Below are 17,849 nucleotides of genomic sequence, written 5' to 3' on the forward strand. Positions count from 1 at the left end.
ACATAAATTCCTATTATTCTATCTTAGAAAAAGCAGATAAAAGCTCAGAAGTGGTAAGCTGGTCGCACGTAAATACATATTACGTAATACGGTACGAAATAGTAGGAGGCAGCCATGGCGCGCGCAGGCATCAACAAGGCCGTCGTTCAAAAAGCCCGGCAAAGCCTGTTGGCCAAAGGAATCAATCCCAGCATTGATGCTGTACGTACCGCGTTGGGCAATACGGGCTCTAAGACGACCATTTCCCGGTATCTGAAAGAAATCGAGGCGCGTGATCCAAAACCGGATACGAATAGCCAGAGCCTCAGCAAGGAGCTTTCAGCCTTAGTGGAAAGTCTTGTTAGCCGGGTACAGGAGGAGGGCACAGAAACGCTCGTGCAGGCGCAGGCTGAGTTCGATGAGCAGCGTCTCACCCTTGAGAAGGAGGCCGTCGCTCGCCAGGCGGAGCTGGAGAATCTCGCCCAGCAAGTCAGCACTATGAACGCTGCGCTTCAGCTACAAGCGCAGGAGCTACAGACCTGTCACTCGTCTCTCCAAACCGAGATCACCCGCAACGCCCGCATATCTCAGAGCTGCACTGACCTTGAACTGCGTGTCCAGGAGAAGGACGCACACATCCAGTCATTGGAGGAGAAGCACGTCCACGCTCGTAACGCCCTGGAGCATTACCGAACGGCAGTGAAAGAGCAGCGCGAGCAGGATCAACGCCGGCACGAGACCCAGTTGCATCAGGTTCACACTGAGCTACGCCAGCTCCAACAGACACTGATCGTTAAGCAGGATGAGCTGGGGAGGTTGAACAGGGATAACGAGCGACTGCTGAGCGAGGCAAGGCAACGCGGCAAGACGATTGCCAGCCAGGAGGATCAGATCGCGCGGCAGGGAATTGAGATTCAGGCCTTGAAGCTTTCAGAGGCGAAGGCTATTGGTGCCAGGGAGCAGCTTGACGATCTAGTGGGCGCACTGAGACAAGAGATCAAGCATCAGGGTGAAGCCATTCGCAAAGCGTCCGGAGTAGAGCACCAGCTAGCAATCGCCCACCAAACGATCGAGGTGCTACATCTGGAGGCCGCAATGGCTTCAGCTAAGGAAGAGGAATTTGAAAAAGAAGCACCAGGTAGGGCTTCAGAGCCTAGCTCCCCGAAGGAGCTGCGGCGGCGAAAGAAAAAGTCTACAGAGTAGTAGCTCGCGTGGAACTACGATTGCTTTAGTAGGCAGGCGGTAGGGCATACTGCCGGCCAGTTTGATCGCATGTTTCACTGAAGAACCAAGTGGGTTACCATTCGGCCAGCAATGATGGCTATATGCAATTCCTCAGTGCATAACAGCTCGCTAGGCCGTTGAACATCAAGCGCAAGAGTCCGAGAAGCCTTGATGCGGAAGACTGAGGCTTTCATGGCACTCTCGACGCAATTGCTTGATCTGCACGACGTGTGCTCTCAGGGCTCAGCAGGGATGAATAGATCAATGGCGCCGGAATCCACGCCACCAGCGTTGCAAAAACCGCCGCTCAAATCCAGCCGACCTGGCTCCTACCTTGGGTATTCGCTCCAGTCCACCCGAATGTGCCTTCACCTATGCGAGGCACCTCGTGGCTCTTACGTCGCGCTCGAAGTTTTCGACGACACCGATGTTAGATCTCCCGACGATTCAGTGCTGTTGGAGCAGGCCAAAAGCGGCCTCGTGACTAACCCCATCAGCAATTTTTCGGTGGATCTCTGGAAGACATTTGCCAACTGGATTGATGTGATCGAGGCTGGCCTTGTAGACCTGAGCAAAACGCGCTTTCGACTCTATGTCCTGCAGCAAAAGGAAGGTGAATTTGCCAACCAACTGCATTTCGCACATACACCCAAACTGGTCGAGCGTGTAGTGGGTGAGATCAATGCCGCGTACCTCGCTGAGGGGCCCCAGCAGTGCAAACCCTACATCGAGAAATTCCTCAACTACGATGCGGCCAAGCGTGCAAGCCTGGTGATGGCGTTCGAGTTGGAAACAGGGAACGATGACCTGCTCGGCAGAATCCAGGGCTATTTTTCACTCACCGTTTCTGACGACAGGTTGGAAGATGTCTGCAACGTAGCAATTGGGTGGGTCAAGAACCATTCCGACCAGTTGATCGCTAGCAAGCAGTTCCCTGCGCTGCCGCAAACTGCTTTCCGCGACTACATGTCAACCTTCAATAGTCGTCGGCCCCTGAATCACTTGCTCACATACACCTTACCGCCGCCCACAGAGTCTCAGATCGAAGATAATCGCCCCCAGGCTCTGACCTTGCTACGCCAGCTTGATCTTATCGACAGGACATCTGAAGGTTTTGACGCCATGTCTGATTATCTTCAGTCGATCACGAACAAGGTGCGGTGGGGCGAGAAAGGGCTGGTCTGCGAGCAAGATTTTCAAGAGTTCGGGAAAACGCTGCTGAACAAGTGGACGCTTCTGAACAAGAAAACAAGCATGAGCTTTTCTGGTGCATCAGAGCTGGACAGGGGCCAGTTACTCCACATGGAGTGCATGGACGTTACTGAAAATCTTGATGGGACAGAATCACCAAGGTTTTTCGTGCGTGGCACCTATCACCAGTTTTCAAATCTCATGCGGATCGGGTGGCACCCTCGATTTACGGATCTATTGGACAAGTGAAGCCGCATCGCCTTGATGTTCCATCACAGGTCTCAATTGCAGTCAAAACCGCCCAGCATCCTGCCGCCATTCAGTGGCTAGGTCGTTAGGCCATTTACAGGTTGGCCAGGATGGAAACACCTGAATTTACAGCGTCCGCTCGTACCTACGACGAGATCTATTTAGTACAGAACCCTGCCCTTGGGGCGATTTTGCAATGGGAGTTTGTCAAGGGGTTCAAGCGACAAAGCGCTAATGCTTCGACGGCTTTACCCCTGCTTTTTATCGTACTCCCAATTCTCTTCAGCGAGTCGTTGCGTACCGCCATCGGCAAGACCAATCAGTCGTCCGGGTTGAGGCTGTTCACGGCCAAATTTTCCAAAGAGCAGGAACTGCTATTCGCCATTCAGCGAAGGATGCTCGCTCTTCGACACACATCACTGTCCAGCCTGCGCATTGCTCTGGACAGTGGGCTATTGACGCTTGACTGCGCGACCGCTTTGGTTGACTGCACGTACAAACGGTACCCGCCTAACGTCCCTCAAACGGTGAGGGAGTTGGGTAAACATGCGGATAAGCTCGGCGGCTGGTGTGGAGCACTCTCTATACAGGAAGTCCAGGCAGCCCTACGGATAGGTTTTTGATGAAACTGCAAATTGAAAAGCTTATTTTGTGGCCAAAGAATGGAAGCCGATACCGCGAGGTGACGTTCACAGCAGGTGCAGTGAATGTCATCAGCGGATCATCCAAAGCGGGAAAATCTGCTGTTATCCCGATCATTGACTATTGCTTGGCTTCTGAAAAATGCGGGATTCCAGTCGGCACCATCCGCAACACCTGTGAGTGGTTCGGGCTACTCGTGGACACTGATGAGGGCCTGAAACTGTTCGCTAGGCTAGAGCCGGGCAAACAGCGCTCCACTGACGATATGTTCGTTCTGGAAGGTGACTCTATTTCGATTCCAGCCAGGATCGAGGGCAAAAACTCCAATCGCGCGATCGTGAAGGACATTCTGAACAGGCTCTCAGGGCTGCCGAATATCGGTTTCGGTGACGATGTCCGTTACGGTTTTAAAAGCCGCCCCAGCTTTCGAGACCTGATGGCTTTTACCTTTCAGCCACAGAACATCGTCGCCAACCCGGACGTACTTTTCTACAAGGCCGATACCACGGGGCATCGAGAGAAGCTCAAGGACATTTTTCCGTTCATCCTGGGCGCGGTAACCCCGCAGACTTTGATAGCCTCCTGGGAAATGAAGGATCTGGAGCGCAAGCAGAAGGAGCTCAAGACAGCGCTCAAGGCGCTGGCTGTCGCCTCCGCCCGGTTGCGAGGCGAAGCAAACAGTTGGTATTTCCGGGCGCGTGAGTATGGGCTTGTCGCCATTGACTCAGTGCTGTCAGAGGAGTGGCCCGTTGCCGTCGAGCAGCTCAACTCCATCCTGCAGAAAACTTCGCAAGATGCCCGGCCAAAGCTCGAAACCTTCCAAGCGTCGATTAAAACCATCGGAGAGCTGAAGGCGAGGGAGGACGTAATTGCGGCCAACCTGTTCTCTGGGCGTCAAAAGCTAAATCTGCTCAGCGGCATCCAAAGGGACGCGGACGCCTATCTGTCCGCGCTGGAGACGATGAAGGAACGCCTGTCGCTGTCGACTTGGTTGAAAAGCCTGGCCAGTAAAGACGATGCCTCATCCCATGCACTGGGCGGCGCAACGGATTCAGCATCCGGAGAGCTAGACGCATTGTGTGAAGCGCTGATTGGTATCGAAAACACCGCCCGGGCTACACCGGCAGTTTCTGCGTCGGTTGAGAGCGAACTGGTGCGACTGAAAAACGCAGTACGTGCAGATGCAGAAGAGCTGGAAGCGATCCGAAAAGAAATCAGGGCCATCGAGTTGATCGATGCTCAGGCCAAGGGGCAGGCCCTAAGAGAAGCAGATATTGATCGTTACTTGGGCAGGCTTGAGGAAGCGGTTAAGAACTACAAGGAAGCCCAGTTCGATAACAGCCTGGCCAAAGAGTTGAAAGAGGTCGAGGATCGGATGGCTGAGCTATCTCCTCTGGTTTCTGTCGACGTGGTACGCGACAACACGCGAAAGATCCTCAACTCACTGAGTGAGCACTGCGCCAAGATCACACCGTCCCTGGATGCTGAATGGAAGGACGCAAGGATCGGTCTTTCGATCACTGATCTTGCGATTAAGGTACGCCATGATGGGCGCGACGATTTCCTCTGGGAAATTGGCAGCGGCGCCAACTGGCTGGCGTATCACGTCGCAATGCTCCTGGCCCTGCAGAAGCTATTCATGTCCAAGAAAACCGTCGAGCACCCTGTACCGCATTTTCTCGTATTCGATCAGCCCAGCCAGGTCTATTTTCCAGTTAAGCGGGCCGCGCAGGTCGAGGAGGAACACGAGCTCAACGATGAAGACCGCATTGCTGTTCGCAAGGTCTTCCAAGCGTTCGCGGATGCCGTCAACACAGCCCATGGCCGGTTGCAGATCATCGTGCTCGACCACGCTGACGTCGGTGTATGGGGTGAGATTCCAGGCGTGGTGCTGACGGAGGAGTGGAGGGACAAGAAACTAGTCCCAGACTGGTTCCACGACCCGGCGTAGACGAGATAAAAGACGTCCCCGACCTATTTAGTCTCCTGAACAGCAATAAGGAGCGTTATGCAGCTACAGGATCTGCTTACTAAAGGATATTTCCCGATTCAGCTACCGATTGGATTTGGTACGAAGCGACTCGCCGAAAGTATTGAGCAGATCAAGGCTGTATGGGATGGCGCGCCAGGGGGTGGGGCATCTCAGGCTGAGAAATTCTCGGTCGCGAGATCTTCCTACAGCAGGCGCACGACCTCGATCCCCAATCCCGTCAGCTTCTATGCTCTGGCCAAGGAAATCTGTGAGTATTGGCCTCAGATCCAAGCACATTACGAAAAAAGCGAAATATCTCATAGCATCCCCAGCACTGGCGGCAGCCTCAGAGCGATCGAGCTGACAAAGTTCAGCGAATTGTATGAGGCGCGCGTGTGCCAATCTGCAGGGGCGCGTTATGCGCTTATCACCGACATATCGAGCTATTTTCCTACTGTTTACACTCACACCATCCCGTGGGCGTTGCACACTAAGCAGGTTGCTAAAGCGAACAAGACCAAAAAAACTGCTGAGTTTTTTGGGAACATCCTTGATAACCGATGCATGGGAACACAGGATGGCCAAACCATTGGCTTACCCATTGGCCCCGACACCTCCCACATCATCGCGGAGATCATCGGAGTGTCGATTGATGAGGCCATCCGCGCCGAATTGGGTGAATGGCCGAAGGGGTTTCGCTATGTTGACGACTTCACTTTCTTTTTCAACAAGCGAGAGGAAGCTGAGAAGGCACTAGCTATCATCATCAAATGCGTCAGTGCTTACGAGCTTCAGATCAACGCCTCCAAGACGAAAATCGTCGAGGTACGAGAGCTCGTCCAGGAGTCTTGGAAATACAGCCTGAAGAAGCTGACGGTCTCAGCGGAAAGGCGGCAGCAGAAAGACGATATTCACCACTATTTCGAGATGTTGTTCTCGCTTGAATCAAGGTTCAAGGACGAGAGTCTGGTCAAGTACGGCCTGAAGCAGCTGTCTTCAACCATCGTCAAGAAATCCAATTGGGCGATCGTCGAAGCTTACATTCTCAAATGCGGGTATGGATTTCCCAACACCCTGCAGGTCATAACCCAAATTCTTGCGACTTACCATCGATACGACTACCCGCTAAACATGAGCGCGCTAAGTGCATTCAGCCGGAATTTGTTGGGATCAGCTGCCGCAGCGAATCATCACAGTGAGACGGCCTGGCTCCTTTGGCTGTGCAAAGAACTCAGGATCCATCTTGATGCACCTCTGATCCTTCAGGTGCTTCACATGGAGAACTCCGTTTGCTCACTCATTGCTCTCGATCTCATTCACTCAGGTTTGGTCGACGGAGAGGTGAGTCTTGCGACGTTACCGGGCCTACCTGTTACGACACTGGCGCTTAAAGGGAATAACTGGTTGCTGGCCTATGAAGGAGGCCGCCGGCGGTGGCTCGGGAACTCAAACCTCACTTTCATTCAAGCCGACCCCTGCTTTAAAGCGCTGCTAAACGCCGGTGTCAGTTTTTACGACGAGACAGCCCGACTGCCCGCTTTATTCCAGGTCAGGGTGGGCGCAGCGCAGGCCGTAGATTTCGACTCGGATGCCGAGATCGACAGCGATTTCGAGTTCGACAGCATGGACGAAGAATACTTTGATTCGACTGAACCGGATGATCAGGAAGGTGACGAGGAACACCTCGGCCCAGTAGTGACTGCAGGCAACTGAAGGCGGCATAGTTACTCGGCATGCGGATGAACGAAATCGCTCACTTCGGTGGCGGGTTGATCGTCCAGAGGGTGCTTTCCACAAAACTAGACGTGACGTGGTGCATGATCGCTTACAGTTACGTCGCTTTGACGATAGTTGTCTGCTCGAAAAGTATGGTGCGCATGATTGGGCCGGCTTCGTGGCCTACTTGCAGTCACCTAAACGATAGCTAGAGCATTAGTGACGCTGAGAATCGTGTTATTTATGAAAGGGATTTTTGATGTCAAAAGCAGAGCAGGCCTTTCAGTACTCGATCAAGGACGCTGAGGAGCTCCTAGAACACTTCGATTCAATCAACGGTAATCCCCCCCCTGCAAATGCTGAGGTGCTCAAGCGAGCGGGGCTGGTAATGGCCCTAACAGCCTGGGAAACCTATGTTGAGGATCGTGTCACCGAAGCGCTGGCGATCCAGCTCAAGCTGATCAAGGGAAGCCGATGTGGCGACTTTATGGCCGACAAGCTTGAGAACGAGCTCAAGCGCTTTCACAACCCTGATTCGGCTAAGACCAAGCAGCTATTCCTGGACTACCTCGGTGTCGACGTCACCGCCAACTGGGCCGGTATGAGCACTGATGCGGCTGGGAACCGTAAGGCGCTTGATGCTTTGATTAGCAAGCGGGGGCAAGCAGTGCATCGATCCAAGGTTCAGAACACAGGTGCACCTGCTGCTCATCTGGTCAAACGAGATGACCTGGAGAAGGCTATTCGCTTCATCAAGCTGCTCGTGGAGAAAACCGACGAGTGCTTAGAGGCAAACATCTAACCCGCGCTGTTTGTCAGAAAGGGGGTTGCTGTCTCCAGTAACCTTCTGTGTACCGCACGGCGGCAGATCAAGTCTCGGCATTGAAGCTTATTCGCGGGATCATTATGAACGGGGACGTTGAGTGCAAGCCGCGTCGAGACCTACTGATGCAGCTGGACTTCGTGACGGCTCTCGCGAGGGCCAAGCTAGTAAATAGCCCCATCAACCTTTTAAGCCAGTCGTCTAGCCGCCAAGCACAGCTAGGGCGGTAGGCGATCTTAAAAAGCTTTTTGGTCGACCTCTTTGTCATTGAGCCAAATGTGAGCGCTCGCTTGTGGTTGTTGAGCTATGTTCCGATGTGCAGATCTAGAGGTGGGTCTTATAGCCGGGACATGGCTGCCTCCGCGATTTTGCTTCTGGTCAATTCTGCGAACAGCATGGAAGTCCGGTAAACGTCGGGCTTGCCCCTTGCCCCTTACCCCTGAGGGCTACTACCACACTGAAAATTGCAGAGGCTTGTCTGCTATGTGGTAGCTTCGCGCCTTTCGCAAGGAGCGAGCTGTGCAGCAATTGAAGACCCTCAAGCACGTCCATACCCATGATGACGACGAGTCAGTACGCAAGTTACTGAACGCTTGGATCAAGGCAGTCGAGCGGTACACCAACGCGTTTAAGGATAACCCTTGGTGGTATAACGAGCGTGCCTCACTGAGCGTTTTGGCAGGAGCTGCTTGGACACTGAAGGACTGGTTCGCGCTCGAGGAGTTCAGCACCATCAAGCGCATGCGGACGCTCACGCCTGGTGTGGATGAGGGTCACCTTCGCAATGGCCGGTGTGACCTGTTCATCCGCAACCCGAATGAAAGTATCGCGATCGAGGCTAAGCAGGCCGTACAGCGGATAGGCGTTAGGGCCGATGGCGTGACCTATATGAACAAGGCCCTGAAAGCGGCATGGGATGACACAGGTGATCTCGGGCATTGGGAGGCCAATCGCCGATTCGCAGTGACTTTCGTTGTGCCAACCATGCCCTTGAGCGAGATTCGGATCGGAACGGGTAGGCGGGTTCAGATCTGCCCTGACAAGGTCAAGGCATCGCTAAATCGTTGGCTTACTGATGAACCCGACTTCCCTGGGCGGTCACTCAAGCCCACCCAGTTCGCCTACATCTTCCCAAAGGTGGGAAGCACCAATTACGTTGATGAGCATCGGTATTTCCCTGGCATTGTACTGATCTTTGATGAGCGCCTCAGGGCAAATCAGCTCCGTAAGCCAGCTGATGCCGCCGATCCGCCTAGGTAGCTATAGGTTGACTAAGATAGCCAGCCGGACTGGCCTAATCATGCCTCCCGGCTGGCCTTGATGCTTAGTCAATGAGTTTCTGTTTGAACCACACATGCTGCGGTCTGAAGAAAGCCAACTTCGCTACCTCTTTCCAGAACTGCTTCACGGTGTTGGCAGGGCCGACGTATCGATAGAACACCAGTCCGTGCAGGTGCTCAGATAGGGATTCTTCGCAGTCCATGTCCTCGATATTGAAGTCATAACCTTCTTGCTCGTCTTCTTGCTTCCATATGGGAAACAGGTGCGGGCGGAGCGCGTCTAGGAGATTTCTCTCCTTGTGTGTGCCAATAAGTTCTGCCCGGCGCCACGGGGTATCTGGTTCCAGATATGGCTCGAACTTGGGATCGAGGGCTACGAGACCGATCGAGTCCATTTCCAACCTCACCGACTTTTTCGACCAGTCGTGCTGGGTGCGGTGTATCCAGGCATGCACTACCTTTTCCAGCTTTCTGACAGCTTTGAGTAGCTCTTTTCTTGCCAGACACTCTTGCAGAATGCCTTCAATCATACTTTGTAAGCTGGCGAGGTCTGATCGCATCCTGCGTGCCAGTGCAGGTGCTAGGAAGGCCACTGCGTGAGGCGTTACTGACAGTTGGAATATTGCCCGGGCTTGGCGCTCGTCGCCGAAATGCTTACTCATCCACCCAGATAACAGCTCTCCTATTAGTACTAGCACGCGCTGTACGGGCCTCGTATCCGGGCAGTGCTTTGCGATGCGGTTCACCAGCGCTGCCAGTTGCGTGTATTGCGCAAGGGAAAGCTCATTTACTGGAAGGTGAGAGCTCACATCAAAGCTGGGTCGCTCCGTGAGTGTGAGCAACGACTGCCTCATAAACGCTGGGTGCTGCTGTCGAGCGCTCCACACTAGATGCTCGTCTAGAGAACCACTGTTGCTACGAACCCAGTGTTCGACATATGCGTGTTCGAGAACGACAGTCAGAGCGGTACCAGGAACAATATTTTCTCGAAGAGCATGCAGTGCGCAGCCGGCAAATTCCTTAAAGCCTGGATGCTCCATTACCTCATCAATCCCGCCCCCTAAAGCGAGGCGCACCGATTGAGAATAGAGCGCGTGGAGGTAGCCGACCAGCTCGTCCTGGACTGCGCTGCGCGTCAAGTTGGGATAGCCGTCCCTGACGATCACGTCGGCTCCCTCGGCAGCAGCTATCGCCGTTGCGAGGTGCTTGATTCTCCAGCGGCCCATCGTGATTAGATCTTGCACTTCGATAGGCGAAAGTAAGGGCCGAAACCATAGTTGTGCGGCATTGGACTTATTGAGGTTGATCGGGGCGTGGATCTTCTCGAATAGCTCCAACACAAGCCCGTTGCGTGCAACTGACTCCGCCTGTATGGGTACTTTGGGGGCGTACCTCATCGCGGTCTGCTCGTCGACCAGAAACGGATACCCGCGCCGCTTACTCAGCTCGAAGGCCCGAATCTCCAACTGCATAGCAAACGTTGTACGTGCCTGTTTGACGAGTTCATCCACGTAGGCCATGTGCTTGGTAGCCTGCTTCCAATTCGAGAAGCCGTATTCTTGGCTGGCTTGATCAAGACATGCGCTATGACGAAGAGTGCTTTCTAAGGCAATCAGCTTCGACTGGTTTTTGAGGTGACGAGTGAGGGTGCTGCGATAGTGGTTCATACGATTCCTTCGTGCTGACGCAGCGTAAAAAGGACATCACCCGCAAATGTCGACGGCTGCTGTAGCACTCAGTCAACGTATGAAATTCAGAGAAGGCAGTTCCTATAAGGATTCGCTAAGCGGGTGGCAGGCTTCTGCTAAAAGCCGATGTTCAGTCTAATCGACTATGTGCCCAGCCTTCAATGATCCACACGCATCCAAATCGGAACCCGCGTCAAATCCAAATTCGCAAGTCGCAGCGGCTTCTATCCTGACGACTCAATCGCTGGGCTGGGTAAAGCCGGCCCACTTAAACGCTCAAAGTTAGTCTGTCAAAGCGCCGCGATCGGGCCTCTATCTTTCCGTATAGCGCTAGGCTATCGTTCAGGCCAGCCTACATCCATGAGTTACAAAGGAATTGACCATGCGCTTGAGTACGGTACGAGTTCAAAATTATCGAAGCATCATAGATACCGGCGAGTTTGAGATAGAACAATTCAAAACGATATTGGTTGGCCCGAACGAAGCAGGGAAAACTGCAATTCTGCAGGCGATTCAGCAGATTAACGCGCCAGAGGGGGTCAAAGGCTTCAATCCTCTACGTGATTATCCAAGAGCAAAATACACACAGATCAGTAGAGGCGAACTAAAGCCCGACGATATCGAAGTAGTAACGGCAACATTCGCTTTGGATAAAGCCGATTTGGACATTGCCCCTGCAAAGATAAAAGGGCAGCCAATTGGCTACACCTTCACTCGGTACTTGAGCAACACATGGCGCCATTCATTAGTCGGAGTCGCAACCCCTTTCTACAAAGACATCAAAAATGACCTACTTAGGCTAGCTGCACACCTCGATCGAGAAGTTCCTGAAGGATCGTCCAAGCCACGCACTGAGAGTCTTAACAAACTAGTTAGTGATTTTAACCAATATAGATACTTGTGGTCTGCGGCTGAAATTTTGAAGCCCTGGCTTGAACAAATGCTTCCGTATGTAGATGAAGAAAACGAGAAAGAGGTCGCCCGCTGGGAAGCCATCGTTGCCGCTCTGGATGATGATGTTGAAGTAAACCAGTTCCGACTGCATCTTCACAAAAATCGGCCAGTTTTTGTCCTTTACAGCAACTACTTCCGCGTCAAGCCGATCATCCATCTTGGAAATTTAGCGAAGCGTTTGGAGGCCAATACCCTAGATGACGATGCTTACGATTACGGGAACATCTGCTTGCTTAAGCTGCTTGGGTTTACAGCCCGAGAGCTTTCTGATCTCGGTAAAGCATCTGATCCAAGCCACACCAACGCTGACCTTGAAAATTTCCGAGCAAAGCTCGATCAGCGGAGCTACGAGCTGAATGCAGCTAGCGTTGAACTGACTCAGCAGATAATCAAAGTCTGGAATCCGGACGATTCTAAAGCCGAGGCCAGCAGGCTAAAGCTGACTGCAGATGGTCAGTATCTGAAGGTTGTCGTAGAGGACAATATTGGGGTAGAGGTGGAGCTTGACCAGCGCTCTGAGGGATTCCAATGGCTGGTCTCGTTTTTCATCGTGTTTTTCGCTGAGGCGAAAGGTAAGCACAAGAACACTGTCTTGCTTTTGGACGAGCCAGGGGTAAGCCTTCATGCCCTCAAACAAAGGGAATTCAGAAAAACCATCTCAATGCTTGCCGATGAAAATCAGACCCTGTATTCGACGCACTCACCGTTCCTTGTAGGCCCGGATGAGCTCGACTTGGTCAGGGTAGTCGAGCTGACTGATAGGGCTGTCGGCACCAAGGTTCACACGACTGTGTCCTCTAGCGATCCGGCGGCGCTGCTGCCGCTCCAAGAGGCGCTGGGTTACGACCTTGCTCAGAGTCTATTTGCCAGTCAGAGAAATCTTATTCTCGAAGGTCTGACAGATTACTGGTACATCGAAGCCATATCCAACCTGCTCAAGGATGGAGGCAAAGGGGCGCTGCATGACAAGATTGCGCTAGTACCAGCAAACACCGCCAGTAAGATAGTCTATTTCGCGACTATCCTAACGTCACATAATCTTAAGGTCGCAGCGCTGCTCGACTCGGACAACGCAGGTGACCAGGCCGCCAAACAGGAAATCCTGGTTCATCGTTTGGGCAACAAACGAATCCTTCGTACATCTGACTATACAGTGCCCAAGATTGACCACGCGGAGATAGAGGATCTGTTACGCGACACATTAGTCGAGGTTGCCAAGTCCGGCCTTGGCTGGGATATCACCGCTGCTATCGCCAGTACGGCCGACAAACCTATCATCGACATTTTTCAGAAAACCATAGGCAAAGACTTCACCAAATACAGACTGGCGAAAGCCTTTCTCCGGTGGTCGCGCGACCACTCGATAACTGACCTAGCCGCTCATGAGGTGGAGGGTTGTACGAACCTTATCAATGCGATCAATGCTGCGTTGAAGTGACCCGCTCCTTAGGCTAAAACAGCGCTGTAACAGGCTGCAATGGGGGCCTGAACGGACGGGCCCCACTGTTGATGCCGTCAGCGATTGACTGCCGACTAGGCATCCCCAGACAGGTATGGCAGCGAAGACCAGCGAACCTGCAAAGTGGTACAGCGCGATATGTGCGACGCCGCCTATGAGCACCGCCATCTAGCTGGAGTTAACGACTAGAAACATTCGGCGTTGTCGATACGTCCACGAGCTACTATCACTCGGGCGGCCTCCGGCTTCCGCTTTAGGTTATGCAGGCAAACATCTCCGCAATAATCCGAGCATCCAGCAGAGCATGATGAGGAAGGGCGCTGCCATCTTTGTAGGCTTCAAGCATCGTTGCGTCAGTTGGGAAATTCCGCACATTACTTGGCCAGTGCCCATCCTCGTATATGAGGTCGCAAAGCAGTTCCCAGTCAAACTGCGGCGCGTCGGTCACGACCTCTAGGATCTCGTCAAAAGTACCCAGGAAACCCAGCAGTTCGCTCCGCGCGTTTGCGGCTGTCTTGACGTACTCGCTACGCCAGAGCTGTGGAAGGACGATCTCGACAACAAAGTCACTACAATCGTCTACCTGCCAGGTGTCGAGTAGTTCGACGTAGAATTCCCGCCCATCTTCTGCAACGAGAGCCAGAGAGATCAGCTTCGCTTGAGCAGTTAGCTGAGTGAATTCGCAATCGAGGAAGAGCCTCACTTCATTGATCCCCCGTTTCATCAGGAGCAGAGTTCGCCCTGAAAGTAAAAGGCCGCTATGCGACCCTTTTCAAAAATCTTACTGGAGCCAACCCTCAACGGCCTCGGCACCATGCTCCTGCTTCCACGCCTTCAAAACTTTATGGTTGCCGCCTCTAGTCTCGACCACTTCACCCGTATTCGGGTTCTTGTAGCGCTTCAGTGACCGCTCGCGGCGTGCTGGCTTCTCAGCAACCGCCTGACGACCTTTCCCAGCCGAAGGATCCAGCAGCGAGATAACATCGCGGAGGGAGTAGTTGTATTCGCCCAAAAGCTTGCGCAGTTTGCTTTCAAACTCAATTTCTTGTTTCAGGCCTTCGTCCCCCTGAAGTGCTTCGAGGCGTTTTTGATGCTCCGCGATTTGGGCTTCGAGGGCTTTGAATTCTGCGATTTTTGACATGACCTATCTCTCGTTCAAAATATGGATACAGATTGCTCATGGTTGGGTGATTGAGCAGTCAGTTCAAGCGGAAAAAATTGGCTGGAAAAAGTTGTCGTAGCTCTTCGTTTGTAAGCACTCAGCGCGCTGAACGCCTTCATACTTTGAGTATCAAGAATACGATGCAGATAGTTTACGCCGAAGCGGCTATGGCTTCCTAACGCGCACGTTAACCACCAAAGCAATATGCGTCTAGATGCCCAAAACGCGACCCTCGGGGCTCGTCCACGCCCTACCATTGCGGTTGAGCGAACACACCACAACAAATCAGTGCATGGCGTTGTGGGCAATGCCGCTCTTGGAAGAGCTAAATGAAAGGCTCGCCCTCTGGGGTAGTTCGCGTAATCCTTAGTGGAAATCCCGGCTCCGGATATCAAGTCCGTCCAGCATCCCGCTCACATCCTGTAGATGCCCCGCAATCAAATACCGCACACCCGCTTTGTCCTCAAATGTTCCCTTTACCTGCAGAAGTCGCGAATGCATCAGCGCTGAGCGTTGCCGCTCTGCGAGGTCGCGCCAGACGACCACATTGATCATTCCATGCTCGTCCTCAAGGGTGACGAAGGTCACCCCTGCAGCTGTTGAAGGACGCTGCCTGCCGGTTACGATTCCTACTACCTTTATGTGTTGCCCATGGCGTAGGTCTGCAAAGTCGCGCGAGCTTTTTGCGCGAATCGCTATGAGCTCTGGACGTAGCAGAGACATAGGGTGTGCACCGAGCGTCGTGCCAGTAAGCGCATAGTCGGCCTTCATGTTCTCGACAACTGTCGGGGTAGGGAGCTCGGCTTCCGCCTCCGCAATAACGATCTCATCAAAGAGGGGCAGCGATTTCTGCAGGCCGGCGACTTCCCATCGTGCTGAATGCCTATCTCCTGCAAGGTGGGCCAGGGCATTAGCATCGGCTAACAAATCTTGTGCTTTACGATCTAGCTCAGCGCGTTTGCACAAATCCGCAACGTTACTGAACGCCTGTTCAGCTCGGACGACCTCGATCCGCCTGCCGACGTTTTCCGCTAGGCCACGAATCATACGAAAGCCCAATCTAATGGCAGGTTGAGGCCCATCCGATGCTTCTAACGAGCAATCCCAATCACTCTTCATGACGTCGACTTCACGTACTTCGATCTTGTGGCGTCGGGCGTCTTGCAATACTTGATCTGGACTGTAAAAACCCATCGGCCAACTATTAATGAGCGCACATGCGTATGCCGCTGGCTCATGACATTTGAGCCAACAACTGGCATAGGTCAGCAGCGCGAAGCTGGCGGCATGTGACTCAGGGAAACCGTAGCTTCCAAAGCCTTTGATCTGCTCGAAGATCCGCTCGGCAAATTCTTCGGAGTAGCCCCTTTCAAGCATGCCTTGTCGCAGGCGCACTTGGTGAGGCTCCAGACCTCCATGGCGTTTCCAGGCCGCCATAGAGCGCCGTAGCTGATCTGCCTCACCGGGGGAGTAGCCAGCAGCCACGATGGCTAGTCGCATGACTTGCTCCTGAAACAGTGGCACGCCAAGTGTGCGCTCGAAGACATCACGCAGCTCATCTGATGGATAAGCCACTTTCTCTTCGCCATTGCGGCGCCTGAGATAGGGGTGAACCATGTCGCCGACAATTGGGCCTGGCCGCACGATCGCGACCTCTATCACTAAATCGTAGAAGGTCTTTGGCTTCAGGCGTGGCAGCATAGCCATCTGCGCACGTGATTCGATTTGGAATACACCAAGAGTATCGGCACGACTGATCATGGCGTAGGTATCGGGATCCTCTGGGGGGATCGTAGCCAGCGTCAGATCTCTTCGCTCATGGCGGCGCAGCAAATCTAGGCATCGTCGGATCGCGCTGAGCATGCCGAGCGCCAGTACATCTACCTTCATTAGGCCCAGAGCATCGATATCGTCCTTGTCCCATTGGATTACCGTGCGATCAGCCATGGCAGCATTTTCTACCGGTACCAGTGTGGACAACGGATGCTCCGAAATAACGAACCCCCCAGGGTGCTGAGACAGATGGCGAGGAAAACCAACAAGGAGGTCAGTCAGGATGAGCACCATCCGAATGGTCTGATTGTCTGGATCAAAGCCCGCTTCTCGAAGCCTTTCCGGAGGCGGCATGCGGTCGCTCCAGGCACCACAGCATTTAGCAAGAGCATCAACTTGGTTAGGCGGAAGGCCAACGGCTTTTGATACATCCCGGATGGCGCCAGCAAAGTGATATGTTGAGGCTACGCAGGTTAGCGCTGCGCGCTCGCGCCCGTAGCGAGTGAAGATGTACTGAATGACCTCTTCACGGCGCTCGTGCTCAAAATCAACATCGATGTCCGGGGGCTCGTTCCTCTCTTTTGAGATGAAACGCTCGAACAGCATGCTCATCCGCGTGGGATCCAGTTCAGTAATTCCGAGCGCAAAGCAAACCGCTGAGTTAGCCGCCGAGCCACGGCCTTGGCAGAGAATGTTTTGACGACGTGCAAACTGGACGATGTCGTGGACGGTGAGAAAGTAGCTTTCGTACTGGAGCTCTTCGATGAGGCCGAGTTCGGCTCCAATCTGCGAAATGGCCTTGTCCGAGGCACCTTCAGGCCAACGCCATTTTACCCCTCTGTAAGTCAATTCACGGAGCCAGCGTGATGGGGTTTTGCTAGGAGGTACCACTTCACGTGGGTACTCATATCTAAGCTCTTCAAGTTTGAATTGGCAGAGGGAAGCGACCCTCACTGACTCGTCCAAGAGCTCGCGAGGATAGGTTCGTACGATTGCTCCAATCGTCCTTAAATGGCGCTCCCCGTTCTGGAAAAGTCTGAAGCCCGCCTCCGCCAGTGTGCACTTATGCTTGATGGCAGTAATCGTGTCCTGAAGTGCCCGGCGCCCGCGTGCGTGCATGTGTACGTCGCCGCTTGCTAACAGAGGTAAGCCAAATCTCGCAGCCAATTCGACAAGGTGTTGATGCTTTAGATGATCGTCGGATTCATGATGAAGCTCGACCGCTATCCACGCTTGGGATGGGAACGTCTCCGCTACCCACTTTGCCTCGGAGTCAAATGACGATCTCCCAGGAATCCACAGCACTACCACGCCGGGAATCTCGCTGTTTAGGTCATCCTTGCGAAGCTCATAACTTCCTTTTTTGGCACGCCTTCTTGCCTTAGTGATCAACTGACATATGTGCTGATACCCGGCTAGGTTTTTTGCAAGCAAAACCAAAGTCGGGCCATCCGCTAGCCGAATTTCGGTGCCGACGATCAAGCGGACGCCTGTTTTCTTCGACGATTGCCAGGCGCGGACGATGCCGGCTAACGATGCCTCATCGGTCACCGCAAGCGCCTCATACCCTAGCTCTGCTGCACGTTTGAATAGCTCGTCAGAGCTGGACGCACCACGCTGAAAGCTGAAATTGCTTAGGCAGTGAAGCTCAGCATAGCGAGGCTGGTCGGAAGGAGAAGAAGTCACGGCATAAGATAGCTATACTGTATGAACATACAGTGTCAGCTGGCTCGTTGA

12 protein-coding genes are annotated in these 17,849 nt (G+C 53.3%); 8 read left to right on the top strand and 4 right to left on the bottom strand.

The genetic code is table 11. The features are described 5' to 3' along the window. Positions 1 to 114: 114 nt before the first annotated feature. The 7 genes from D7241_RS06495 (at position 115) to D7241_RS06525 (ending at position 9,056) form a co-directional block, all read left to right on the top strand. The gene (locus D7241_RS06495; protein WP_408100806.1) at positions 115 to 1,182 is read left to right on the top strand and encodes a DNA-binding protein; all 1,068 of its coding nucleotides are present in this window, start codon (positions 115 to 117) and stop codon (positions 1,180 to 1,182) included. A 213-nt stretch (positions 1,183 to 1,395) separates the two neighbouring features. Continuing rightward, positions 1,396 to 2,643 (top strand): ABC-three component system protein, encoded by a 1,248-nt coding sequence (locus D7241_RS06500; protein WP_408100807.1) that lies wholly within the window; start codon positions 1,396 to 1,398, stop codon positions 2,641 to 2,643. Between the two features lie 110 nt (positions 2,644 to 2,753). Continuing rightward, positions 2,754 to 3,266 carry a three component ABC system middle component gene (locus D7241_RS06505; RefSeq protein ID WP_408100808.1) on the top strand — a complete coding sequence of 171 codons (513 nt, stop codon included), beginning with the start codon at positions 2,754 to 2,756 and terminating at the stop codon, positions 3,264 to 3,266. Further along, a complete protein-coding gene (locus tag D7241_RS06510; protein ID WP_408100809.1) occupies positions 3,266 to 5,236 on the top strand; it encodes a DUF3732 domain-containing protein in 1,971 nt (656 codons plus the stop codon). Before D7241_RS06505 ends, D7241_RS06510 begins: the two co-directional genes overlap by 1 nt. Positions 5,237 to 5,293: 57 nt before the next feature. Next, positions 5,294 to 6,970, top strand: a complete 1,677-nt coding sequence (locus tag D7241_RS06515) for an RNA-directed DNA polymerase (protein ID WP_408100810.1) — start codon at positions 5,294 to 5,296, stop codon at positions 6,968 to 6,970. A 262-nt stretch (positions 6,971 to 7,232) separates the two neighbouring features. Further along, a complete protein-coding gene (locus D7241_RS06520) occupies positions 7,233 to 7,775 on the top strand; it encodes a HEPN domain-containing protein (RefSeq protein ID WP_408100811.1) in 543 nt (180 codons plus the stop codon). A gap of 540 nt (positions 7,776 to 8,315) precedes the next feature. After that, positions 8,316 to 9,056, top strand: a complete 741-nt coding sequence (locus D7241_RS06525) for a hypothetical protein (protein ID WP_408100812.1) — start codon at positions 8,316 to 8,318, stop codon at positions 9,054 to 9,056. Positions 9,057 to 9,120: 64 nt separating this feature from the next. On the opposite strand, the gene D7241_RS06530 is transcribed toward D7241_RS06525, so the two are convergent. Then, entirely contained in the window at positions 9,121 to 10,743 is a 1,623-nt protein-coding gene (locus tag D7241_RS06530) for a hypothetical protein (protein WP_408100813.1), read from the bottom strand. A 403-nt stretch (positions 10,744 to 11,146) separates the two neighbouring features. On the opposite strand from D7241_RS06530, the gene D7241_RS06535 reads away from it, so the two are divergent. After that, positions 11,147 to 13,156 carry an AAA family ATPase gene (locus D7241_RS06535; protein WP_408100814.1) on the top strand — a complete coding sequence of 670 codons (2,010 nt, stop codon included), beginning with the start codon at positions 11,147 to 11,149 and terminating at the stop codon, positions 13,154 to 13,156. Between the two features lie 274 nt (positions 13,157 to 13,430). On the opposite strand, the gene D7241_RS06540 is transcribed toward D7241_RS06535, so the two are convergent. The 3 genes from D7241_RS06540 to D7241_RS06550 form a co-directional block, all read right to left on the bottom strand. Beyond that, positions 13,431 to 13,880, bottom strand: a complete 450-nt coding sequence (locus tag D7241_RS06540) for a hypothetical protein (RefSeq protein WP_408101199.1) — start codon at positions 13,878 to 13,880, stop codon at positions 13,431 to 13,433. 78 nt (positions 13,881 to 13,958) lie between these two features. Further along, complete coding sequence (locus D7241_RS06545) at positions 13,959 to 14,318, bottom strand: histone-like nucleoid-structuring protein, MvaT/MvaU family (protein WP_408100815.1); 360 nt, start codon at positions 14,316 to 14,318, stop codon at positions 13,959 to 13,961. 387 nt (positions 14,319 to 14,705) lie between these two features. Beyond that, entirely contained in the window at positions 14,706 to 17,798 is a 3,093-nt protein-coding gene (locus tag D7241_RS06550) for an error-prone DNA polymerase (RefSeq protein ID WP_408100816.1), read from the bottom strand. Between the last annotated feature and the right edge of the window lie 51 nt (positions 17,799 to 17,849).

Origin of the sequence: Stutzerimonas sp. VN223-3 (genome assembly GCF_045999685.1) — a bacterium.
Lineage (GTDB): Bacteria > Pseudomonadota > Gammaproteobacteria > Pseudomonadales > Pseudomonadaceae > Stutzerimonas > Stutzerimonas stutzeri_AR.

Bases quoted from the DNA above. Each gene is read 5' to 3' on its own strand.
- D7241_RS06495 (WP_408100806.1), top strand. From the start codon at position 115: ATGGCGCGCGCAGGCATCAACAAGGCCGTCGTTCAAAAAGCCCGGCAA.
- D7241_RS06500 (WP_408100807.1), top strand. From the start codon at position 1,396: ATGGCACTCTCGACGCAATTGCTTGATCTGCACGACGTGTGCTCTCAG.
- D7241_RS06505 (WP_408100808.1), top strand. From the start codon at position 2,754: ATGGAAACACCTGAATTTACAGCGTCCGCTCGTACCTACGACGAGATC.
- D7241_RS06510 (WP_408100809.1), top strand. From the start codon at position 3,266: ATGAAACTGCAAATTGAAAAGCTTATTTTGTGGCCAAAGAATGGAAGC.
- D7241_RS06515 (WP_408100810.1), top strand. From the start codon at position 5,294: ATGCAGCTACAGGATCTGCTTACTAAAGGATATTTCCCGATTCAGCTA.
- D7241_RS06520 (WP_408100811.1), top strand. From the start codon at position 7,233: ATGTCAAAAGCAGAGCAGGCCTTTCAGTACTCGATCAAGGACGCTGAG.
- D7241_RS06530 (WP_408100813.1), bottom strand. From the start codon at position 10,743: ATGAACCACTATCGCAGCACCCTCACTCGTCACCTCAAAAACCAGTCG.
- D7241_RS06535 (WP_408100814.1), top strand. From the start codon at position 11,147: ATGCGCTTGAGTACGGTACGAGTTCAAAATTATCGAAGCATCATAGAT.
- D7241_RS06545 (WP_408100815.1), bottom strand. From the start codon at position 14,318: ATGTCAAAAATCGCAGAATTCAAAGCCCTCGAAGCCCAAATCGCGGAG.